The sequence below is a fragment of the Mycobacterium sp. 1245499.0 genome (genome assembly GCF_001673615.1).
GTDB classification, from domain to species: Bacteria; Actinomycetota; Actinomycetes; order Mycobacteriales; family Mycobacteriaceae; genus Mycobacterium; species Mycobacterium europaeum_A.
On the sequence record NZ_LZMG01000024.1, the window covers coordinates 1 to 23,006 of the forward strand.

Sequence of the window (23,006 nt, forward strand, 5' to 3'; positions counted from 1 at the left end):
CGCCGGCATCACCGATCACTTAATCGACGCCTCGTCAGGGTTTGCGCCGGACGACTGGAAATACCTGGTGCGGCGCGAAATGTGCTTGTACGGCAGCGGTTCGCAGGCCGGGATTAATGCCCACGAACAGCAGCCGGACCTGCTCGGAGATCAGGTCGGGCACGGTGCTGCCGTGGAATCGCTTCAGTTCCTCCCGGGTGAAGCGGAGCTCATCCATGGTCGGACGAAGCGCGATCAGCCGGAGCCACCCGTGCTCCGCAATATCGCGAATGAATGCCCAGGCAGCTCGGTGCTGTCGGGATGAACCGCCGGCTCGTCCCAGGCCAGCACCAGCTCACCGGTGACCGGGACGCGCACCTGCTCGGCGCCCAGGTTGCACACGATGCGCAACCGTCCGCGCGCGACGACGATCCAGCCTCGGTCCTCGTCGTAGTCGACGGTGAGGTTCTCCAGCCAGGGGTCGGCGAGGTCGGGATCCTCGCGCCGCAACGCGATCAGGTCGCGGTAGAGGCGGTGCAGCCGGGCGTGCTCACCGGTGTCGACCTCGGCCCAATCCAGCTTGGAGTTGGCGAACGTCTGCGGGTCCTGTGGGTCGGGAATCTCGTCGGCGTCCCAGCCGTGTTCGGCGAACTCGGCCTTGCGTCCCTCGGCGGTGGCCTTCGCCAGTTCCGGCTCGGGGTGCGAGCTGAAGAACTGGAACGGGGTCGACGCCGCATATTCCTCACCCATGAAAAGCATGGTGGTGTAAGGAGATCCGAGGACGAGCGCGGCCTTGATCGCCAGCTGGCCGCCGGTCAGGTTCTGCGACGGCCGGTCGCCCAGGGCCCGGTTGCCGACCTGATCGTGCGTGCAGGTGTAGGCGACCAGGCGGGTGGCCGGGATGCCGGATTCCGCGCTGGTGTCCAGCGGCCGGCCGTGCCGGCGACGGCGGAACGACGAATAGGTGGCGGCGTGAAAGAAGCCGTGGCGCAACGTCTGGGCCAGGGTGGCCAGGCTGCCGAAGTCGGCGTAGTAGCCCTGGCGCTCGCCGGAAACCGCGGTGTGGATCGCGTGATGAATGTCGTCGGCCCACTGCCCGGTCAGGCCGTAGCCGCCGCGCTCGCGCGGGGTGATCAGCCGTGGATCGTTCAGGTCGCTCTCGGCGATCAGCGACAGGGGACGCCCCAATTGCTGGGCCAGCCAATCCGTTTCGGTCGCGAGCTCCTCGAGGATATGGATCGCGGTGGTGTCCACCAGCGCGTGGACGGCGTCCAGGCGCAGGCCGTCGGCATGGAAGTCGCGCATCCAGCGCAGCGCGCAGCCGATGATGTAGCGGCGCACCTCGTCGGAGTCGGCGTCGGCGATGTTGATGCCCTCGCCCCACGGGTTACTCGCCGACGACAGGTAGGGCCCATAGCGCGGCAGATAATTGCCCGACGGGCCGAGGTGGTTGAACACCGCGTCGATCAACACCCCCAGCCCCTTGGCGTGGCAGGCGTCGACGAAGCGCACCAGCCCGTCGGGGCCGCCGTAGGGTTCGTGCACGCTGTACCACAGCACGCCGTCGTATCCCCAACCATGCGTGCCGGCAAAGGAATTCACCGGCATCAGCTCGACGAAGTCCACGCCGAGCTCGACCAGGTAGTCCAGCTTGTCGATGGCCGAGTCGAAGGTGCCCGCCTCGGTGAACGTGCCGAGGTGCATCTCGTAGATCACCGCGCCCTCGACCGGGCGGCCCGCCCACGCGGTATCGGTCCACGCCGCGGCGGCCGGATCCCACAACTGCGAGCGGGCGTGCACGCCCTCGGGCTGGCGCGGTGAGCGCGGGTCGGGCAGCACGGTGGGGTCGTCGTCGAGCAGGTAGCCGTAGCGGGCGTCCGGCGCGGTGTCCACGCTCGCATGCCACCAACCGTCGGCCGAGCGCGTCATGGCGTGCGTCTGGCCGTCGACGTCGAGACGAACCAGCGCGGGCTTGGGCGCCCAGACCCGGAAGTCAGTCGTCTGCAATTCAGTCATGGTGGCGCTCCAGCAGCACGACGGGCAGGTCGGCGAACAATTGTGCCGCCGAGGTGGGGCCGTCGGCGATCACGCCGGTGAGCGCGTCCTTCCAGGTTCCGTCCGGCAGCGGCACAACCGTATTGCCCCAGCCGCTTTCGGCCAGCCGCACGGTCCAGCGGGTCACCGCCACCACGATGTCCTCGCCGCGGCGAAACGCCAGCACGTGGTCGCTGGCCTCGCCGTTGGCCAGGATCGGGACGTACTCGCCGTGCAGGAAGGTGTCCACGTGCTGGCGGCGCACACGCAGCGCCGTGGTGACGACCCGGATTTTCGGATGTTTCAAGTCCTGCAGGGCGGCGCGCCGGGCCGAGTAGTCCACGGCCCGGCGGTTGTCCGGGTCCACCAGGCTGTCGTCCCACAGCTCGGTGCCCTGGTACACGTCGGGAATCCCGGGCACGGTCAGCGCCAGCAGCTTCTGGGCCAGCGCGTCGCTGGCGGCATGCGGATTGAGTTGGGCGACAAGCTCGGTCAGCTGGCCGGCCACCGGACCGTCGAGCACGCTGTCCAGCCACCGGTGCACCGCGTCCTCGAATTCGGCGTCCGGGTCGTTCCACGAGGTATGCCAGGACGCCTCGCGGATGGCCTTCTCGGCGTAGGCATGCAGTCGCTCGCGCAGCTCGGCGGTGACCTCGCCGCTGACCGGCCATACGCCGAAGATGTTCTGCCACAGGAACTGTCCGGTCGCCGGATCGGGGGAGGGGGCGCGTTTCTCCCAGCGGGTAAGGAACTCGGTCCACAGCGACGGCACCTGCGACAGCACCGAGATCCGGGCCCGCACGTCCTCGCCGCGCTTGGTGTCGTGCGTGGTGAGCGTCGTCATGGTCTGCGGCCACAACCGCGCGCGGGTGGCGGCGCTGTGGTGAAACTCGGCGGCACCGACACCGAAGCGGTGCGGCTCGCCGCCCACCTCGTTCAGCGAGACCAGCCGGGCGTCGCGGTAGAACAGGCAGTCCTCGACGGCCTTGGCGGTGACGGCCCCGCAGAGCTGCTGCAGGCGGGTGGCCGGTTCCCCGCCGCGGGCCAGCGCCGCGGCCAGCACCTGCAGTGCGGGCCCCAATTCCGGTGCGGCCGCTTGGGTTTCGGCCAGCGCGGTGGGCAGCAGCGCGACCAGGCCGGGGTAGTCGCTGCGGTAGACCCCGATGTGGGTGAGCAGCGCGGCCACCGCCTCGGGCAACCGCGGGTGGTCGACGCCGGCCGCGGCCGCGATACTGCGACGCAACCGGCGCAGTTCGCTTGCCAAGGTTTCGGTGGCCGAACGGATCTTGAGGTCCACCAGCATGTCCGGCATCGCCCCGTAGTCCACCCCGGCGGATTCCACCAGCGCGGTCAGCGCGGGGGCGCCGTCCGGATCCACCAGCACACCGCCGATTTCGCGCAACACGTCATAACCGGTGGTGCCGCCGACCGGCAGGGTGGGCTCGAGCGCCTCGTCGACGGCCAGGATCTTCTCGATCACGATCCAGGCTTGCGGGCCGGTCAGTTCGCGCAGCCACGCCAGGTACCCGCACGGATCCGACAGGCCGTCGGGGTGGTCGATGCGGATGCCGTCGACCAGCCCCTCGGTGAACCACCGGCCGACCTCGGCGTGGGTGGCGTCGAAGACCGCGCGGTCCTCCTGGCGCAGCCCGGCCAGCGAGGTGATCGAGAAGAAACGACGGTATCCGCACACGCCGTTGCGCCAGCCGACCAGCCGGTAGTGCTGGCGGTCGTGCACCTCGGGTCCGGTGCCCCCCGCGGTGCCGGGCGCGATCGGCAGCGCCAGATCACCCAGCCGCAGCAGGTCCCCGTCGACGGTGAGGTCGGCGGCGTCGTCGTCGGATCCCAGCACCGGCAGCACGATGCGGCCGTCGTCGTCGAGGTCCCAATCGATGTCGAAATACGTTGCGTAGGGCGAGGAACGGCCGTTGCGCAGGACGTCCCACCACCACGGGTTCTGCTGGGGCACGTCGATGCCCACGTGGTTGGGCACGATGTCGACGATCAGGCCCATGCCGCGCTCCCGCGCCGCGGCCGACAACCGCGCCAGGCCGTCGCGGCCGCCGATCTCGGGGGACACCGTCGTCGGGTCGGTGACGTCGTAGCCATGGCTGGACCCGGGCGCCGCGGTCATGATCGGCGACAGATACAGGTGCGACACCCCGAGGTCGTTCAGGTAGTCGAGCAGGTTTTCCGCGTCGGCGAAAGTGAACGCGAACCCACTGGATTCACCACGTAGTTGCAGCCGGTAGGTGGAGATGACGGGTAAGGCCATGCGTCACTGCGTCTTACGCAAGACCAGCAGCGAGCGTGAGGGCAGCGACACCTTCTCCTCGGCGGTCACCACCTGGTCGGCCCCCTCTTTGCGGCCCGTCGGTTCGTTGGTGTCCAGTTCCACGGTCCACTCTTTCGCATAGTCACTATTCGGCGTCGCGAACTCCACCGGCTCTTCACCGGCGTTGAAACACAACAGGAATGAGTCGTCGACGACCCGTTCACCGCGCGCGTTGGGTGCGCTGATGGCCTCGCCGTTGAGGAACACCGCCACGCACTTGTGAATGCTTTCGCCCCAATCCTCGTGCGTCATCTCGCGGCTGCTCGGATTCAGCCAGGCGATGTCGCGCACCTCGTCGCCGCTGCGGATCGGCTCGCCCTCGAAGAACCGGCGCCGCCGAAACACCGGGTGCCGCTTGCGCAGCGTGCTCACCCGGCGGGCGAACTTCAGCAGGTCGGCGTTCTTGTCGACCAAAGACCAATCCATCCAAGACAATTCGGAGTCCTGGCAGTACACGTTGTTGTTGCCGTTCTGGGTGCGGCCGAACTCGTCGCCATGGGCGATCATCGGCGTGCCCTGGCTGAGCATCAGCGTCGCCCAGAAGTTGCGCATCTGGCGGCAGCGCAGCTCGGTGATGTCGGGGTCGTCGGTGGGGCCTTCGACGCCGCAGTTCCACGATCGGTTGTGGCTCTCGCCGTCCCGGTTGTCCTCCCCGTTGGCCATGTTGTGCTTCTCGTTGTAGGACACCAGGTCGTTCAGGGTGAACCCGTCGTGCGCGGTGACGAAGTTGATGCTGGCGCTGGGACGCCGGCCGGTCGCCTCATACAGGTCCGACGACCCGGTCAGCCGGGAAGCGAACTCGCCCAGGGTTGCGGGCTCGCCCCGCCAGTAATCGCGCACAGTATCGCGATACTTCCCGTTCCACTCGGTCCACAAACCCGGGAAATTTCCGACTTGATAACCACCCTCGCCGACATCCCACGGTTCGGCGATCAATTTGACCTGGCTGACGATCGGATCCTGCTGCACCAGATCGAAGAACGCGCTCAACCTGTCGACGTCGTGCAGCTCGCGGGCCAACGTGGCGGCCAGATCGAAGCGGAACCCGTCGACGTGCATCTCGGTCACCCAGTAGCGCAGCGAATCCATGATCAGCTGCAGCACATGCGGGTGGCGCGGGTTGAGGCTGTTGCCGGTACCGGTGTAGTCCTTGTACCGCCGCAGGTCGGTGTCGACGAGCCGGTAGTAGGCGGCGTTGTCGATGCCGCGGAAGTTGATGGTCGGCCCCAGGTGATTGCCCTCGGCGGTGTGGTTATACACCACGTCGAGGATCACCTCGATGCCGGCTTCGTGGAAGCTGCGCACCATCGACTTGAACTCCGCGACGCTCGACGTGCGGTTGGCCGCGTATTGATTGTGGGGCGCGAAATAGCCGAAAGTGTTGTAGCCCCAGTAGTTTCGCAGACCCAGGTCCAGCAGCCGCTGGTCGTGCATGAACTGGTGCACCGGCATCAGCTCGATGGCGGTGACCCGCAGCGAGTGGAGGTGATCGATGATCGCCGGGTGGGCCAGCCCGGCATAGGTGCCCCGCAGCTCCTCGGGGACGCTGGGATGGGTCTGCGTCATCCCTTTGACGTGGGCCTCGTAGATGACGGTCTCGTGATACGGGGTCAGCGGCGCGCGGTCGGATCCCCAGTCGAAGAACGGATTGCTCACCACGCTGGTCATGGTGTGGCCCAGCGAATCGACCATCGGCGGAATCCCCGGGTCGAGCCCGTCGGCGTTGGGACCGTTCGGGCTGACGGCCTTCAGGTCGTAGGAGAACAGCGCCTGACCGAAGGTGAAGTCGCCGTGAAAAGCCTTGCCGTACGGGTCGAGCAACAGCTTGCTGGGGTCACACCGGTGACCGGCCGCCGGCTCGAACGGGCCGTAGACGCGAAAGCCGTAGCGCTGTCCGGGAGTGATGTTCGGCAGATACGCGTGCCAGACGAATCCGTCCACCTCGTCCAAGGGAATCCGCGACTCGCTGCCGCGATGGTCGATCAGGCACAGCTCGACTTTCTCGGCGATTTCGGAGAACAACGAGAAGTTGGTCCCCGCGCCGTCGTAGGAGGCGCCGAGCGGATAAGGGTTTCCCGGCCACACGGTGGCCAGCTTGGGTTGGTGGTTACCGCCTGGTTCTGAAGCGGGACTGTTGGTTGACACCTATCGACCTTATCCGCGCGCGGTTGCCCCCACCCGCGTTAGCGGCCAGGAGTAAGGCGGGTCACCACCAGCCGGTGGCCTCGGCGATCTGGCGGCCCAGTTCGGGCGCCATGGTCCGCACATAGGTGGGCGAGAGGTGGTGGGCGCCGTGATAGATCAGGATGTTTCCCTCGACTGGGCGGCACACGTCGGCGCGGCAGATCGCGTCGGTCATGTCGAGCACCTTGAGCTGCGGGAATTGCGTGACGAAGTCCAGCGTCTGGTTGCGGTCGGAGAGCATGTCGGAACGCTTGATGGCGCAGGACTGCGGGGTGCCGTTGCGTTTGGCGAGGCAGTCCGCCGGGTCGAACGGCTGGCCGTTCTTCACCAGCCACGGCGTGTCCCGCATCCCGAGAATCGGAATGTTGTTGTCGGACAACGTCTGCCAGATGCCGATATAGGTGGCGGGCATCACGTCGCCGGACTTGATGTTCCACGGCCGGGTGGTGGTGGTGAACACGTAATCGGGCCGGTCGGTGACCAGTTTGGTCATCGTTCGCTGCACCCACTCCCGGCATTGCGGGTAGGGGGCGTTGTTGCCCATGATCAGCGGAACCTGCTCGGTCGACAGGGGACAGCCCATCTTCAGATACGTCACGACCTTGAAGTGGTGCAGCTTGCCCAGGATGTCCAGCGCGGGCAGCCAGTGTTCGGCGTGCGACCCGCCCGCCAGCGCGATGGTCCGGTCGGCGGCCACATCGCCGTAGGTGCAGGTGACCACCGCGGGGTTGACGAAGTCGCTGATGCAGCCGTCCCGGGTCGAGGCGGGCAGGTCCTGCTTGACCTCTAAGACGGTGGGCCGCATGGGCAGAGCGGGCACCCGCACGCGTTCGGTGAGGGCGCGGGCGCCGGGATAGTCCTGCGGGTTGAGGACGCTGAGCTCCTTGCCGGCCGACCGCAGGACGGTGACGTGCTGGCGCCAGGTGAACGAGGTCGCCGTCAGGGTCACGCCCAGCAGCACGACCGCCGATCCCAGCGCCATCGTCGGCCGGGCCAGTCGCGTCGCCCACGGAATCGCCGGCGCGGCGGCCGGCTTCGAGGAGGCGCGGTAGCGCAGCGGATCCTCGACGAGCCGGTTGGTCAGATAGGCCAGCACCCCCGACACCAGCAGCAGCACCGCGCCTTCGACGAAACTGGCGTGCTTGTGACCGCTGTAGGACAGCCAGAAGATCAGCAGCGGCCAGTGCCACAGGTAGAGCGCGTACGCCATGGCGCCCAGCTCCACCAGGGGCCGCGTCGCCAGCAGCCGGTTGGGCAGCGGCAGCCGGCCACCGGCGCCGCTCTGCAGGTTGGCTCCGACCAGGATCATCAGCATGGCGGCGCCGACCGGCACCAGCGCCCACGGGCCGGGGAACTCCTGCACGCCGTCGATCAGCGCCCCGCAGGACAGCACCGCGCCCAGCGCGACGGTGGCCAGCACCGTCCGCAACCACATGGGCCAGTGGACGCGGGTCACCAGCGCGCCGACCAGCGCGCCCAGCAACAACTCCCAGCCCCGCGCGAAACTGTTGTAGTAGGCGGCCGCCTGGTCCTGCTGATGGGCGATGATCGCGTAGACGAACGAGGCCACCGTCAACGCGGACAGGACCACCACGAGCGCGATCCGCAGCCGGGCCGCGCGCCGGAACAGCAGGGCCAGCCCGGCGATCAACAGCAGGAAGCTGACGTAGAACTGGCCCTGCACCGACATCGACCAGATGTGCTGCAAGGGGCTGACGGCCTCGCCCGCCCGCAGGTAGTCCGAGGCGGTGTTGGCCAGCTCCCAGTTCTGGTAGTAGCCCAGGCTGGCCAGGCTCTGGTCGGCGAAGGTCTCCCAGCGGGTCTCCGGTTGCACCAGGATGGTCAGCACCGCGCACCCGGCCAACACCACGACCAGCGCGGGAACCAGCCGCCGGACGAGCCGGACCACCTCGGCCACCGGCGACAGCGGCACGGCCGGGTTCAGCGCGGTGCGGATGATCTTGCCGCCGAAGAAGAATCCGGACAGCGCCAGGAACACGTCCACGCCGCCGGAGACCCGGCCGAACCAGATATGGAAGACGGCGACCAGGGCGATGGCGATGCCACGCAGGCCGTCGAGGTCGTAGCGATAGAACCCCTGGGACCCCGTTTTGCGCGCTCCCGTCGCGACCGGATCGGCGGTGGCGTCCGGTGCAGGAGACGGTGGCGGGGTCGGCATGATCGCCAGTTAATTTACCGAAAACCCGCCACGAGCTCCCGACAGCTCGCGGCGGCGAGGCCGCTCAGCGGGGCGGGGAAGCCAGTGGCGGGTGTCGGACGGCCAACACACGGCCCGGAAATTACCTGCCGATGCCGGCGCCGGTCGGCTGCAACGGCGTCTGCTGGGCCGGCAGCTGCACAGGCGCCTGCTGGAACGGCGACTGCTGCAGCGGCGCCTGCTGCGTCGGGGCTTGTTGCAGCGGGGCCTGCTGGCCGGGCAGCTGTTGCGGGCTCTGCTGGTAGGGCGACTGCTGCAGCGGGGCCTGCTGCGTCGGGGCCTGTTGCAGCGGGGCCTGCTGACCGGGCAGCTGTTGGGGGGCCTGCTGGTAGGGCGACTGCTGCGCCGGGGCCTGCTGTGCAGGGGCCTGTTGGGCGGGGGCCTGCTGGCCGGGCAGCTGCTGCGGTGCCTGTTGCAGCGGCGTCTGCTGCGCCGGCGCGGCGCCGAGCACCCGGACCATGTACGGCGTCATGCCGTTGGCGCGCACCGGGGAGACCTGCACGACGTCGCCGACCTCGAGCATCTGGTTGTTGCCCAGGTACATCGCGACGCTCTGGGTGCCCTCGGGGCCGTAGAAGATCAGGTCACCCTTGCGGGCCTGCTGCGGCAGGATCTTCTGTCCGACCCGGTAGATCGCGCCCGACGACCGGGGCAGCTTGATGCCGGCGCCGGCGTAGGCGTACTGCATCAGCCCGGAGGCGTCGAAACCGACGGTGTTGATGCCGGTGCCGGTGCCGCGGGTGGGCCCGTTGATGCCGCCGCCGGCCCAGGAGAACGGCACACCGCGCTGCGACAGACCGCGGGCGATCACCACATCGGTGGCCTGCTGGTAGTCCATCGATCTGGCGCCCGGGTCGGCGGTCGCGATGGTGGGAGCCACCATCGGCGCCCCGAGCAGGGCCAAACCGATCGCGAAGGCGTAGATGCGTTTCATTTTTGTGGCCTTTCCCTGGCCTCTCCAGGCGCTCCATGGGCCTCGACGCGGTGACCTCGCGCGTCCGCCCCCGGTTCATGAACCGAGCGGCGGCCGCCACGCTGGGGCCGACGCCGTCCATGGCACTTGCGAAGTGACTCAGCGGTCGCCCGCTGATTCACATCAGTCACACAAGCCACTTTGACAACAGATGGTGTTAGCCGCCAGGCCCAGGCGGGATTTTTTGTCGTACCGTGACCGGACGGTGACAGGAGCACCGAATTCCGTGTGCGCAGTTGTGATTTCGGTCTCAGTCGGCGACGAAGCCGCGCGCCGGGGCCGGCGGGGCCAGCCGGGTGATCAGAGCCAGTAGCGTTCGCTGAACATCGTCAGCAGCGACCCGGCCACCGAGCTGACCATGACCAGCGCCAGCGCCAGCACCGGCCAGAAGGACATGTACCAGCCCTTCAGGATCGAGACGACCGGGCCGACGACGGCGGCGGTGATGGCCGCGCCGATGCCCCCCCACACCACCGGGTGGATGTAGAGGTCCAGGCCGTAGGGGACCGGCCCGCAGGTCTCGTCCTCGCAGACGTTCGCCAGAAAGCCGAAAAGCCGCGTCGGCCAGGTGGTCGCCGTGGCCAGCACGGCGAGCAGGACCAGGAGCACGACCGTGCAGATGATGTCCCAGGGCGCCACCCGCACCCGCAACACGCGGGGCCCTGCGGCGGTTTCGGCGTCGTAGTCCACCAGCGGGTAGTGCGTGTCCCTGGACCAGCCCGGCCCGAGCGCGGGGTCGGCCTCGGGTCCCGGCGCTCCGCCCTCGGACTGCTGCGACGTGGCCATGCTGTCCCATGCTTCCCGACGTCGCAGTTTTGCGCGAATCGGCTGCTTTACCCTCGATCACTATGCCGGCGGCGAAGGCCGGGCTGACGCCCGAGCAGATCAGCGCGATCGACGCCGCGCACCTGTGGCACCCGTACAGCACCATCGGCGCCGAGTCCGTCGCGCCCGTGGTCGCGGTCGGTGCCCGCGGCGCCAAGCTCACCCTGATCCGCGACGGCGAGCCGGTCGAGGCGCTCGACGCCATGAGCTCCTGGTGGACCGCCATCCACGGGCACGGCCACCCGGTGCTGGACGCGGCCCTCACGGCCCAGCTCGGCGCGATGAACCACGTCATGTTCGGCGGGCTGACCCATGAACCCGCGGCGCGGCTGGCCCAGTTGCTGGTGGACATCACCCCGGCGGAGCTGCAGACGGTGTTCTTCAGCGACTCCGGCTCGGTGTCGGTGGAGGTGGCGGTGAAGATGGCGCTGCAGTACTGGCGCAGCCGCGATCGGCCCGGCAAGCACCGGCTGATGACCTGGCGCGGCGGCTACCACGGCGACACCTTCACCCCGATGAGCGTCTGCGACCCCGACGGCGGCATGCACTCGCTGTGGACCGACATCCTGGCCCGGCAGGTGTTCGCCCCGCAGGTGCCCCGCGATTACGACCCCGCCTACAGCGCGGCGTTCGAGGAACAGCTGGCCGACCACGCCGCCGAACTGGCCGCGGTCGTCGTCGAGCCCGTCGTCCAGGGCGCCGGCGGCATGCGCTTCCACGACCCGCAATACCTGCGCGACCTGCGCGACATCTGTCGACGGCACGACGTGCTGCTCATCTTCGACGAGATCGCCACCGGCTTCGGGCGCACCGGCGAACTCTTCGCGGCCGACCATGCCGGGGTGAGCCCGGACATCATGTGCGTCGGCAAGGCGCTGACCGGGGGATACCTCACCCTGGCCGCCACCTTGTGCACCGCCGACATCGCCCACACCATCAGCGCGGGTGAGGCGGGAGCGCTGATGCACGGCCCCACGTTCATGGCCAACGCGCTGGCCTGCGCGGTGTCGGTGGCCAGCGTCGAGATGCTGCTCGGGCAGGACTGGCGGTCACGGGTCGCCGAGATCGGCGCCGGGCTGGCGGCCGGTCTCGAGCCCGCCCGGGCGCTGCCGGGCGTGCGCGACGTGCGAGTGCGCGGCGCCATCGGCGTCATCGAATGCGAGCGGCCGGTCGACCTGGCCGTCGCCACCCCGGCGGCCCTGGATCACGGCGTCTGGCTGCGCCCGTTTCGCAACCTGGTCTACGCCATGCCGCCCTACATCTGCACGCCCCGCGAGATCGCGCAGATCACCTCGGCGATGGTCGAGGTGGCGACGCGAACGGGCTCTCGTAGGCTCTAGGGCGATGAAGGCACCCATCGAGGTCTCCCCGCTGGCCTGGCTGGAGGCGGTGGAACGGCAGCGCCGCGAGGCCGGGTTGCGGCGCGCGCTGCGGCCGCGTCCGGCCGTCGCCACCGAGCTGGACCTGGCCTCCAACGACTACCTCGGGCTGTCGCAGCATCCCGACGTGATCGACGGCGGCGTCGCCGCGCTGCGCATGTGGGGCGCCGGTGCCACCGGATCCCGGCTGGTCACCGGCGACACCGAACTGCACCAGCAGTTCGAGGCCGAGCTGGCCGACTACGTGGGCGCGGAATCGGGCCTGCTGTTCTCCTCCGGATACGCGGCCAACCTGGGTGCCGTCGTCGGGTTGTCGGGCCGGGGTTCACTGCTGGTCTCCGATGAGCTCTCGCACGCGTCGCTGGTGGACGCCTGCCGGCTGTCGCGGGCGCGGGTGGCGGTGACGCCGCACCGCGACGTCGGCGCCGTGGCGGCCGCGCTGCAGACGCGGGCCGAGGAGCGCGCGGTCGTCATCACCGAGTCCGTGTTTTCCACCGACGGCGCGCTGGCGCCGCTGCGCGAATTGCACGAGGTGTGCCGCGCGCACGGCGCCCTGCTCATCGTCGACGAGGCGCACGGCCTGGGCGTGCGCGGCGGCGGGCGCGGGCTGCTGCACGAGGCCGGCCTGGCCGGGGCGCCCGACGTGGTGATGACCACCACGCTGTCCAAGGCGCTGGGCAGCCAGGGCGGCGCGGTGCTGGGGCCGGCGTCGGTGCGCGCGCATCTCATCGACGCGGCGCGCACGTTCATCTTCGACACCGGCCTGGCCCCGGCGGCGGTGGGCGCCGCGCGGGCCGCGCTGGGTGTGCTGCGGTCCGAACCCTGGCGCCCGGACGCGGTGTTGCGCCACGCCGCCATGCTCGCCGAGGTCTGCGGGGTGGCCGAGGTGCCGCAATCGGCGGTGGTCTCGGTGATCCTGGGCGACCCGGACGTCGCGGTGGCCGCCGCGACGGCCTGCCTCGACGCCGGCGTGCGGGTGGGATGCTTCCGCCCCCCGACCGTGCCCGCCGGGACGTCGCGGCTGCGGCTGACCGCGCGCGCGTCGCTGGACGACGCCGAGCTCGAGGTCGCGCGCAGGGTGCTCTCCGATGTGCTCGCCGAGCTGGGTTGAGGCACACCGGTGACGGTTCTGGTCGTCACCGGCACCGACACCGGGGTCGGCAAGACAGTCGTCACCGCCGCGCTGGCCTGTCACGCCCGTCAGGCCGGCATCGACGTGGCGGTGTGCAAGCCGGTCCAGACCGGCGTCGACGCCGGCGACGACGACCTCGCCGAGGTGGCCCGGCTATCCGGGGTGACGCAGCTGGCGGGGTGGGGCCGCTATCCGCTGCCGATGGCGCCGGTGGCCGCCGCCGAGGCGGCCGGAATGCCGCTGCCCACCCGCGAGCAGCTGCTGGCGCTCATCGGTGAGCTGGACCGGCCGGGGCGGCTCACCTTGGTCGAGGGTGCCGGGGGACTGCTGGTCGAGCTCGGCGAAAACGGTGTCACCGCACGCGATCTCGCCGTCGCGCTGGGCGCCGCGGTGCTGGTCGTGGTCGGGCCGTCGTTGGGTACGCTCAACCACACCGCGCTGACCCTGGAATCGCTTGCCGCGCATCATGTTTCGTGCGCTGGTCTGGTCATCGGCAGCTGGCCCCGGCGGCCCGGCGTGGTGGAGACGACGAATCGGTCCGCGCTGGCCCGGCTGGCCGCGGTGCGCGCCGCGCTGCCCGAAGGGGCCGCAGCGCTGGACGCCGCCGACTTTGCGGCGCTGTGCACCCAGGCTTTCGACCGCGACTGGGTCGCCGCGCTGGTCGGCTGATGGTCGGATCCGTCGAGCTGGTCTTCGACCGCGACACCGAGGCGGCGATCCGCAACATCTGGGAGGCGCTGGCCGCGGCGGGGATACCAAGTCAGGCCCCGGCCAGCCGGCCGCACGTGACCCTGGCCGTGGCCGAAGGCATCGCGCCCGACGTCGACGAGCCGCTGCGCGCGGTGAGCGAACGGCTGCCGCTGCCCTGCGTCATCGGTGCACCGGTGTTATTCGGCCGCGCCAGTGCGGTTTTCGCGCGGCTGGTGGTGCCGACCGAAGAGCTGTTGGCCCTGCACGCCGAGGTGCACCGCTGCTGCGGGCCGCATTTGAGGCCGGGACCGATGCCCAACAGCCTGCCCGGCCAGTGGACCGCGCACGTCACCATGGCACGGCGCGTCGGCGGCGCCCAACTCGGCCGGGCGCTGCGCGTCGCGGGCCGGCCCGCCCAGATCGAGGGCAGCTTCACGGGTTTGCGCCGCTGGGACGGCAACAAGAAGGTCGAGCACCCGATTTAGTGGCGATCGCAAGCGCGGCGGGTCGCCGGGCGCGGCGGGTCGCCACCATCGGATCAGCCGCTCGTCGTCGCGAACTCCGGCGCGATCGCCTGCTGCACCCGGGCGCGCCGCTCGTCGATGGTTCGGCCCAGGTCCTGCAGCAGCAGCGGCTTGCCCGTCACCAGCTGGACCAGGTGATCGCGATCGATCTCCAGCGCGGTCACCTCCCCAATGGCCTGCGCGTCGGCCAGGTTCGGCTGACGGGTCAGCGCGGTCACGCCAAGAAACGAGCCCTCGTCCAGCTCGCCGACCGCGACGGCCGTGCCGTCCGTGGCGGTGGCGGTCAACCGCACGCCGCCCTCGACCACAAACGTGATCGTGGCGGGCACTCGCCCGGCATGCTCGACGATCTCGTCGGCCCCGTACCGAACGATCCTGGCGTGCGCCACCAACGCCTGCTGGTCCGGTTGGCTGAGCCGCAACGCCGGCGCCACCACCGTGCGCAGCGCCTTCTCGACACGCTCGGTCGTCGAGATGTCATCCTGGGCGCCGTCGAGGTGCAGGCCCTCGCGCCGCGCCGCGTACCACAGCCAGCGCAGAAACGCGGCCTGCGCGGCGGAGTCCTCCGCCGGCGACTTCAGCCCGACGGTCACCCGGTACTCGGCGGCCCCGGCGGGCACCGCCGTCGCCACGGCGTTGGGCCTGCGTTGCGGCAGTGCGTTGGCGACCCGCTCCAGCAGCGCGCACACCCGATCCGGCGGATCGATCTCGGAAAACGTTGTAGTGATGGCCAATTGGTGCGCACCGGCCGGGCGGCTGAGATTGGTGAACGAGGTGGTGGCCAGCACCGAGTTCGGCGTGATCTGCAGGCCGTGGCCGGACTGGATGTGCACGGAACGCCAGTTCGCCTCCACGATGCGGCCCCGGGCCGACGGGGTGTCGAGCCAATCGCCGATCCGGAACGGCTGCTCGAACAGCATGAACAGGCCCGACACGATCTGGCCGACGGAATTCTGCAGCATCAGACCGATGACCACCGACGTCACGCCCAGCGCGGTGAAAAGGCCGCCGACGCGCACGCCCCAGACGTAGGAGAAGATGACCGCCAGACCCACCCCGATCAGCACGAACCGGGTCACGTCGAGGAAGATGCCCGGGATTCGCTGGCGCCAGGACCCCTGCGGTGCGCCCTCGAAAACCGTTGCGTTGAGCCCGGACAGCAGCAGCACCAGCACCACGAACCCGAACACCGTGGCGAGCACCCGAACCGACGTGAACTGGGCCGGCATCCTGGCCACGTTCACCAGCAACACCAACAGGGCGCCCAGCGGAATCAGGTAACTGCGCAGCAGCAGGACGGGCCGCGCCAGCGGACTGTTCTTGCGCAGGAGGCTCTGATGCCACTCGGTCAGGGCGATCAGCAGCAGCGGCAGACCGAATACCACCCCGGCGGCCCAGTAAAGCGATGACGAGTCGAAGGTTCTCACTGCCCCTGCCCTTCCGACAGTTTCCAGATCTGCTGCTCGACGCCGCCGACCGTGATGGTGCCCGCCGGCGTGAACTGACGGATGTCGTGCATCACCTCGTAGACCTGGGCGGTGACATAGATTCCGGATTGCGTTGTGCTGCTGCGGGTTTGATGGGCCAGGTTGACCGCTGCGCCCCACATGTCGTAGACCACGCTGGATCGCCCGACCAGCCCGCTGATCACGTTGCCGGTGTTGATGCCCGCCCGCAGGGCCAGGTGGTAGCCCGTCTTGCTGTTGAAGCGCGCGATGATGTCGCGCATCTCGACGGCGAATTCGACGGTGCGGTGCACGCTGTCCAGGCGGGGGAAGTTCAGGCCGCAGCTGGCCAGGTAGCCGTTGTGCAGCGTGCGAATCGGTTCGATGCCCAGGGATTCCGCGGCCGAATCGAGCTCGCGGACCAGCTCGTCGACGATGCCCACCAACTCGCGGCCGGACAGCTTGCCCGAGATGTCATCGAGGCCGACGATGTCGGCGAAGATGACCGTGACGTCCTGGTGCTCCTGGGCGATGGTCTGCTCACCCTCGCGGTAGCGCCGGGCCACCGGTTCGGGCATCAGCGAGGCGAGCAGCCGGTCGTTCTCCTTGCGCTGTTCGTTGAGCAGTTCTTCCTTGATCTGCAGGTTGCGGCTCATCTCGTTGAAAGCGGCCATCAGCTCGCCGATTTCGTCGCGTGAGGTGACCGGGATCGAGACGTCGTAGTTGCCGGCGCCGATCTCCCGGGCGCCGGCCTGCAACCTGCGGATGGGCCGCACGAATATCTGGGCGACCAGCAGCGCGGCCACGCAGATGACGAAAACCATTGCGGTAGTGGTCAATATCAGTGTCTGGGTGAGCGACGCCACCCGGGCGTTGGCCTCGGAGGTTTCCCGGGTGGCCACGATCGACCAGTGCAGGTCGGAATTCGGCAGGGACAGCGGGGCGTAGGACGCGAGCTCACGTTGGCCCAGATAGCCGGTGTCGGTCACCGTTCCGGTCTCACCGCGCTGCGCTGCGCGCACGGCCGTGGTGGCCACGGGCTGGACCAGGGTGGTGCCGCCCCATCTGATCGCGGTGTCGACGGTCTCGCGCCGGGCACCGGCGGCCAGCGCCTCTCGCCGGTATCGCTGCGGGTCCTCGATGAATAGCCGTGAATCGGAACGCATCAGGTTGTCCGGCCCCGCGAGATAGGTCTCGGCGGTCTGGCCCATGCCCGCGGCGCGCCACTGCTTGTCGGCGGTCATGATCCGGTTCACCTTTGCGATCGGCAGCGGCAGCGCCAGCACCCCGGCCGGTCTGCCGGGTGGGCCGATCGGTGCGACCAACCAGGCGATGGGCTGGCCGAGTTGTGGCTGATACGGCTGAAAGTCGGTGATCCACACGAACTTCACCGAGTTCGCGGCCATCGCCTTCTCGTAGGCGCCGCGCAGATTGGACTGGCGATACGGGCCGGTGAGCACGTTGGTGCCCAGCGAGGCGCTTTTCCGGACGGTGTAGACGACATTGCCGCGGGTGTCCAGCAGCAGCGCGTCGCGGTATTCGAAGCGGGTGGCGATCTCGCGGAAGTAGTCGTTGAAGCGGGCGTTGGCCGCCGACCAGGCGCTGCCGTCGCCGGCGTCGTCGGGCGCGGACCCGTTCGAAGACCCGTGCGCCGCAACGGTGTAGTGCGCCTGCAGATAGCGCTGTGAGTTGTTGCTGGGCAGCACCGCATCCAGGGCGAGCCTGTTTCCGGTGTCGCGCTCCAACGGTTTGATCAGCCGCTCGGTGTAGAAATCCACCAGCGCCCGCTGCTGGCCGGGGTCGACGGGCGCGTTGGCCAGCTGGTCGAAGCCGGCCGTGAAGGCCTGCACCGCCTCCAGCGCGGTGGTGCCCCGGCTGTAGACGACCAGCGAATCCGACAGGTCCGAGAACAGCGTCTCGATCGCGCGTTTCTGCGCCTCGCGCAACTGCGTCATCCGCTCGGACGCCGCGGGCAACAACGCGTTGCGCGCGGCGACGTACTCGACGGTCCCGATCACGCCCAGCGACGCCAGGCTGGACACCAGCAGCATCAGCATCACCTTGGACTGAATGCTGATCCAGGACAGCGCGCGCGGGCGACGCCTCTTCTTCCGGCCCGGGTCCTGCTCGGCCGCGGGGATCGACTCGGTGGGCCGCATCAACCGACCCGGCGTGGACTCGGCCCCCGACGCCGCGGCGCGGCTTCTTCCGACGGCGTGAGGTAGCGCACGCCCGGACGCCTACCCCCCGAAGAGCAGATACAAACCGGTGAAGGTGTAGCCGACCATGACCAGCATCATCGTCAGCTGCCCGGTGAGCTGATGGCCGGCGGGCAGCAGCCGCAGCGCCTTGTCGTGGGCCGCGATCACCGCGACGATGTGCCCGGTGACCACGCAGGTCACCTTCACCGCGGCGAGTACCGGCGGGTGCATGGACAACACGTACGCCACATGCAGGTGCGCCAGGCCGAGCAGGTTCCAGCCGTGGCCGAACGGGTCGGCCAGCGCGAACACCGCCTGCTGTCCGCGCTCCACCAGGTAGGACAGGTAGTGCGCGAAGATGTAGCCCACCACGATCGGGATCAGCGAATGCGCCATCTGGCCGGGCAATTCACGACGCTGCTGCGCGCTGACGCCGCCGGTGGCGCGCGCGGCGAGCGAAAAGGTCACCGCCACAACGCAAATGAAGACGATCAGCCCGACGGTACGCAGCATCGACGACGCCAGTGTGGGGGGCGCGCCGAATTCGCGGGTGAGCTGATCGGAGAAGCCGCGCCACGTCGGCGACGACGAGAAGCTGTCGAACGCCGTCGAGCCCAGCAGCACCGCCAGCAGGACCACCACGCCGGGCCGCACCGGCAGCGACGGCAGATGGTCGAGCGGGTTTCCGACGACGATCTGCCGCGTCTGCGCGTTGCGGCGAAACGGCGAGAGCCGGGAGACGGCCACGCTGTACACGCCGAAGGGATCGGCGCGGGCCAGCCAGCGCTGTCCGCACAGCCACGCGCCGACCAACATCAGCACGGCATAGCAGGCGATCCACGTCCTGACCCAGGGCAGCGACGCCGAGTTCGGGCTGGCCAGCTCCATCCAGACGAAGGCGAACAGGCCGAACGCGGCGGGCCGATAGCCCCAGCCTTCCGGGTAGGACAGCCGCGGCCGGCCGAGCCGTTCCGGGGTGACGCGCCGCAGCAGCAGATAAATCGTGCGCATCGGCGAAATCACCCGCCACACCGGCCCGATGATCAGCGACACCGCCACCAGCCCGACCCACAGCAGCACGTAGAACGCGCCGAGCAGCCCGTTGGCCTCCGATTCGGGACCCCATACCCCGGCGGCCACCACCCAGGCCGCGAACGCCAGGGCCAGCCCGGCCGCGAACCCCCGCGCCACCCGGGAGTCGACGAAGGTCGTCAGCGCCGTCGGCAGGGGCCGACCCGGCTTGAGCGGATCGAACCGCGGCCGGCGCCAGGCGAACGCCACGAGGGCGAAAGTGAACGTCAAGGCCCATGCCGCCCCGACCATCGCGTAGGCATAGGGCACCGGGAGATCACCCGACCCACCGAGCCCGTGCGCGAGCACCACCGCCGCGGCGGCGGAGCTCACGGCTGCACTTGGATGGTTGCGGTGGTGCGGTCCAGATGATGCAGCTCCACCGCCACGTTGCCCGGCACGTCGACGGCGAATCCGAACGTCTGGTTGGGGGCGGCCTGGACCGCGAACTTGTGATCGGGCGTCGAATGCACGTGCAGCTCGTCGGTGGCGTCGCTGGTCACGCGCAGGGTGATCTGCTGATGCACCTTGGCCTGCAGCGTGGCGTTGGTCGGGGTGACCTGACCGTGGGCGATGGTCACGTCGACGGTCAGCGGCGCCGCCGGCGACTTGTCAGCCGAACCACCGCAGCCGACCAGGCCGCACACCAGCGCCGCCGCCCATGCCGTGCTGAGGGTGCCGCGAAGCGTCATGGGTTCATGCCGCCCGCGGGATCGGCTGCTTGTCTTCCACCGGTTCCGGCTCGGCCAGGGAGTTGTTGAGCCGGCCGGCGCCCCAGGTCAAGCCGGCGATCACCATGAGCGTCAGGAACAGCACCACGATCCCACCAGCGGTGAACAACCAGGCCGGCGCACTTTGGTCGCGTTCACGCTGCAGGATGGTGACTTCCAGGACGAACGGCCGCGTGCTCGACGTCAGCGCGGGGACCTCTGGGGCCGGGATGGCGGCGTCCGCCGGTTCCCAAATCGGCACGGCCGTCATCGTGCGGCCGTCCTGGACCCGCAGCAGGGTCTTCCAGTCGCCCCACACCGGAACCGGCTGGGTGGAGCGGTAGTGCCCCGGCCCGACCTTGGCGAGCCGGTCGATGATCAGGCCGCGGTCGTTATTCATGCGGCCCTGCCAGGACAGGATCGTCAGCCAGTCCGGATTGTCGCTGACCATGTCGGCGGGCAGGAGTTGGACGTCGGCCGACACCATGCGCTGCCCCGGGGCGCTGGGCAGGTCGGTCAACGTGATGGTGGCGTTGTTCTTGCTCGGCACCAGGATGTGCAGGCCGTTGGCCACCGCGCCGCCGATCACCAGGACCGTGGCCACCACCACCGAGATCCCGATGGCGCGCCCGGGGAGGCGCTGTCCGGTGAGCACCATGCCGAACATGGCGCCACACATACCCATCAGGACCGCTACCGGCACGGCCATCGCCAGGGCCTCGCCCCACATGCTGATCGGCCAGGGGTAGTGGTAGACCGCCGCGATCCACAGCGATTCCAGCCAGAGCCCGATCGTGCCCACTCCCAGCCCGGCGACGGCGCCGAAGACGACGGGGCGCTTGAACACCGGCGTCAGCGCGATCAACTCGACGGCCAGCGCGGGGCCGAGGTAGAGCGGGAACCAGTTGATCGGGGCGCCGAGTATCGGCCCGACCAGCAGGGCGACGCCGCCGCGCAGCGCGATGGCGAAGACGGCCGCGATGACGGCCGCTCCCCGGCCCATGGTGATGCGGGCGGCGACCGCCGCCAGCGCGGCCGCGCCGGCGATCAGCATCGGTTGGAACACCAGGCGGAATTGCGGGACGCCGAAGTCGAACTCGATCTGATAGACCGACAAGCCGATGAACAAGCCGCCGAAGGACAGGTAGCGCAGGAAGGTGATGAAGGCGCCGTGGTAGACGTCCTCGCCTTCGTCGGCCTCACCCTCGCGCTCTAGCATCAGCACCGCGAACAGCGAAAAACAGGCCCCGCCGATCATCATCAAATGTGTTGGGCCCCAGAGGGTTACATCCTGGCCGAAGATGCGGTGCCAGATGTCGTCGAGCGGGAACCCGATCATCGCGTACAGCCCGCAGCCGGCCATCAGCACGCCGCCCACCGGCGCGTGCCAGTTCCGCGTGATCCGCACCGCGGCCGGGCCGGGCTGGTCGAACGGCAGCACGACCGCCGTCATGCCGCCCAGGAAGATGCCGAACAATCCGATGATGATGAAGTAGTGCGCCGGGTTGGCCAGTGGGCCCGGGTCGCGGCCGTTGCCGATATGCCAGCTGACGTCCCAGATGAACCCGAACAGCGCGCAGATGATCGACGTGGTGAACACCAGGACCGGCAGCGCGACCCAACCGGGCCGGTGGAATTTGTCGCCCACCTTGTCGGCGACCCGGGTCAGCCATTCGATGCGATGGGTGCGGTGGGCGTGGCCCACCCACAGCAACAGCAGCGTGATTACCGCCGCGGCGATGGATAACCCGATCACCTGATTGAGCCCGGCGCCGCGTGCCGGTGCCTCAGCAACAATCGTCAGTTCATTCGACCGCATCGTCGTGCCTCCCAACCGCGCCGGGCTGCCCCGGAGAATCCGACTGAAGTCAACCGCTTATTACTGTCAAGTAGGTTCGTGATTGATTGTTTAATGCCCCGATCCCGGGCTCGTCAATCACGCGTTTTGTCCGGCGTGTCGGCATGGGAGGACTCGGGCGCGGACCCCGTGGTGTTGCGGCCCTCACGCCGGTCACGCAGTGCGATGTACAGGATCACCCCGACGACGATCACCGCAGGCAGAAACGCCGGCGCCGCCAGCAGCAAGTAGTGGTGCGCCAGGATTTCGACGTGCGGAGTCACCATGGTCGTATACCCATAGGTTGGGCGGGTCCTTCGGCCGTTACCCTACTTTGAACACCTTTTCATTCACCGCTGCCACCACCACGTGGCAGATGTGTCCCCACGCGCGGACACCAGAAAGAGGCAGGGGAGTACCTGGTGACTCAAGCGGCAACTCGACCGACGGCCGATACGGGCAACGACGAGGACATCTTGGCGGTGGCCCGGCAGCAGGTGCTCGAGGACGGCCAGGGACTGAGCCGGGACCAGGTGCTGCGGGTGCTGCAGCTGTCCGACGACCGCCTCGACGAACTGCTGGCGCTGGCCCACGAGGTGCGGATGCGCTGGTGCGGCCCCGAGGTCGAGGTCGAGGGCATAATCAGCCTCAAGACCGGCGGCTGCCCGGAGGACTGTCACTTCTGCTCGCAGTCGGGCCTGTTCGCGTCGCCGGTCCGCAGCGCCCGGCTGGACATCCCCAGCCTGGTCGAGGCCGCCAAGCAGACCGCCAAGTCCGGCGCCACCGAATTCTGCATCGTGGCCGCGGTGCGCGGCCCCGACGAGCGGCTGCTGGCCCAGGTCGCGGCCGGCATCGAAGCGATCCGCAACGAGGTCGAGATCAACATCGCCTGCTCGCTGGGGATGCTGACGGCCGAGCAGGTCGAACAGCTCGCCGAAATGGGCGTGCACCGCTACAACCACAACCTCGAGACCGCCCGCTCGTACTTCACCAACGTCGTGACCACCCACAGCTGGGAGGAGCGTTGGCAGACGCTGTCGATGGTCCGCGACGCCGGCATGGAGGTCTGCTGCGGCGGCATCCTCGGCATGGGCGAGACCCTCGAGCAGCGCGCGGAATTCGCCGCCGAACTGGCCGAACTGGGTCCCGACGAGGTGCCGCTGAACTTCCTCAACCCGCGGCCGGGCACCCCGTTCGGCGACCTGGAGGTGATGCCGGCGAGCGAGGCGCTGAAGTCGGTGGCCGCCTTCCGCCTGGCGCTGCCGCGCACCATGCTGCGGTTCGCCGGTGGCCGCGAGATCACCCTGGGCGACCTGGGCGCCAAGCAGGGCATCCTGGGCGGCATCAACGCCGTCATCGTCGGGAACTACCTGACCACGCTGGGTCGCCCCGCCGAATCCGACCTGGAACTGCTCGACGACCTGCAGATGCCCCTCAAGGGGCTCAACGCCAGCTTGTAGGCCGGCGGC

General features: G+C 69.2%; 16 protein-coding genes and 2 pseudogenes. 5 read left to right on the top strand and 13 right to left on the bottom strand.

The window, feature by feature from the left end:
- Positions 1-73 precede the first annotated feature (73 nt).
- The 7 genes and pseudogenes from A5646_RS30305 to A5646_RS00850 all read right to left on the bottom strand — a co-directional run.
- A pseudogene (locus A5646_RS30305) lies at positions 74-217 on the bottom strand (mismatch-specific DNA-glycosylase); the annotation flags it as partial.
- Positions 218-234: 17 nt separating this feature from the next.
- Positions 235-1,995 carry a malto-oligosyltrehalose trehalohydrolase gene (gene treZ, locus A5646_RS00825; RefSeq protein WP_067019160.1) on the bottom strand — a complete coding sequence of 587 codons (1,761 nt, stop codon included), beginning with the start codon at positions 1,993-1,995 and terminating at the stop codon, positions 235-237.
- Positions 1,988-4,288 carry a malto-oligosyltrehalose synthase gene (gene treY, locus A5646_RS00830; protein ID WP_067019163.1) on the bottom strand — a complete coding sequence of 767 codons (2,301 nt, stop codon included), beginning with the start codon at positions 4,286-4,288 and terminating at the stop codon, positions 1,988-1,990. Before treY ends, treZ begins: the two co-directional genes overlap by 8 nt.
- 3 nt (positions 4,289-4,291) lie before the next feature.
- Positions 4,292-6,493 carry a glycogen debranching protein GlgX gene (glgX, locus tag A5646_RS00835; protein WP_067019167.1) on the bottom strand — a complete coding sequence of 734 codons (2,202 nt, stop codon included), beginning with the start codon at positions 6,491-6,493 and terminating at the stop codon, positions 4,292-4,294.
- A gap of 61 nt (positions 6,494-6,554) precedes the next feature.
- A complete protein-coding gene (locus A5646_RS00840; protein WP_066877310.1) occupies positions 6,555-8,711 on the bottom strand; it encodes an acyltransferase family protein in 2,157 nt (718 codons plus the stop codon).
- A gap of 298 nt (positions 8,712-9,009) precedes the next feature.
- A pseudogene (ripD, locus tag A5646_RS00845) lies at positions 9,010-9,684 on the bottom strand (NlpC/P60 family peptidoglycan-binding protein RipD); the annotation flags it as partial.
- Positions 9,685-10,023: 339 nt separating this feature from the next.
- Positions 10,024-10,509 (bottom strand): hypothetical protein, encoded by a 486-nt coding sequence (locus tag A5646_RS00850; protein ID WP_082984589.1) that lies wholly within the window; start codon positions 10,507-10,509, stop codon positions 10,024-10,026.
- A 62-nt stretch (positions 10,510-10,571) separates the two neighbouring features.
- Between A5646_RS00850 and A5646_RS00855 the strand changes: the two genes are divergently transcribed.
- Genes A5646_RS00855 through A5646_RS00870 form a run of 4 tightly spaced genes read left to right on the top strand, consistent with a single transcriptional unit; the run spans position 10,572 to position 14,234 of the window.
- Positions 10,572-11,888: an adenosylmethionine--8-amino-7-oxononanoate transaminase gene (locus A5646_RS00855; protein ID WP_067019173.1), complete on the top strand. Its 1,317-nt coding sequence runs from the start codon at positions 10,572-10,574 to the stop codon at positions 11,886-11,888.
- Between the two features lie 4 nt (positions 11,889-11,892).
- The gene (locus tag A5646_RS00860) at positions 11,893-13,038 is read left to right on the top strand and encodes an 8-amino-7-oxononanoate synthase (RefSeq protein ID WP_066864171.1); all 1,146 of its coding nucleotides are present in this window, start codon (positions 11,893-11,895) and stop codon (positions 13,036-13,038) included.
- A 9-nt stretch (positions 13,039-13,047) separates the two neighbouring features.
- Positions 13,048-13,728, top strand: a complete 681-nt coding sequence (gene bioD, locus A5646_RS00865) for a dethiobiotin synthase (RefSeq protein WP_067019175.1) — start codon at positions 13,048-13,050, stop codon at positions 13,726-13,728.
- Positions 13,728-14,234: a 2'-5' RNA ligase family protein gene (locus A5646_RS00870; protein WP_066864163.1), complete on the top strand. Its 507-nt coding sequence runs from the start codon at positions 13,728-13,730 to the stop codon at positions 14,232-14,234. The genes bioD and A5646_RS00870 overlap by 1 nt, the downstream gene beginning before the upstream one ends.
- 53 nt (positions 14,235-14,287) lie before the next feature.
- Here the strand turns inward: A5646_RS00870 and A5646_RS00875 are convergent, their stop codons facing one another.
- The 6 genes from A5646_RS00875 to A5646_RS00900 all read right to left on the bottom strand — a co-directional run bounded on the left by A5646_RS00875 (position 14,288) and on the right by A5646_RS00900 (position 21,824).
- Positions 14,288-15,700 (bottom strand): mechanosensitive ion channel domain-containing protein, encoded by a 1,413-nt coding sequence (locus tag A5646_RS00875; protein ID WP_067019178.1) that lies wholly within the window; start codon positions 15,698-15,700, stop codon positions 14,288-14,290.
- A complete protein-coding gene (locus A5646_RS00880) occupies positions 15,697-17,877 on the bottom strand; it encodes an adenylate/guanylate cyclase domain-containing protein (RefSeq protein WP_067019181.1) in 2,181 nt (726 codons plus the stop codon). Before A5646_RS00880 ends, A5646_RS00875 begins: the two co-directional genes overlap by 4 nt.
- An 81-nt stretch (positions 17,878-17,958) precedes the next feature.
- Positions 17,959-19,323: a hypothetical protein gene (locus A5646_RS00885; protein ID WP_067019184.1), complete on the bottom strand. Its 1,365-nt coding sequence runs from the start codon at positions 19,321-19,323 to the stop codon at positions 17,959-17,961.
- Positions 19,320-19,682, bottom strand: coding sequence for a hypothetical protein (locus tag A5646_RS00890; protein ID WP_067019187.1), 363 nt, complete (start codon positions 19,680-19,682; stop codon positions 19,320-19,322). Before A5646_RS00890 ends, A5646_RS00885 begins: the two co-directional genes overlap by 4 nt.
- 4 nt (positions 19,683-19,686) lie before the next feature.
- The gene (locus tag A5646_RS00895) at positions 19,687-21,519 is read right to left on the bottom strand and encodes a hypothetical protein (RefSeq protein WP_067019206.1); all 1,833 of its coding nucleotides are present in this window, start codon (positions 21,517-21,519) and stop codon (positions 19,687-19,689) included.
- Positions 21,520-21,632: 113 nt separating this feature from the next.
- Positions 21,633-21,824: a hypothetical protein gene (locus A5646_RS00900; protein ID WP_067019190.1), complete on the bottom strand. Its 192-nt coding sequence runs from the start codon at positions 21,822-21,824 to the stop codon at positions 21,633-21,635.
- A gap of 135 nt (positions 21,825-21,959) precedes the next feature.
- Between A5646_RS00900 and bioB the strand changes: the two genes are divergently transcribed.
- A complete protein-coding gene (gene bioB, locus A5646_RS00905) occupies positions 21,960-22,997 on the top strand; it encodes a biotin synthase BioB (protein WP_067019193.1) in 1,038 nt (345 codons plus the stop codon).
- Positions 22,998-23,006: the final 9 nt, after the last annotated feature.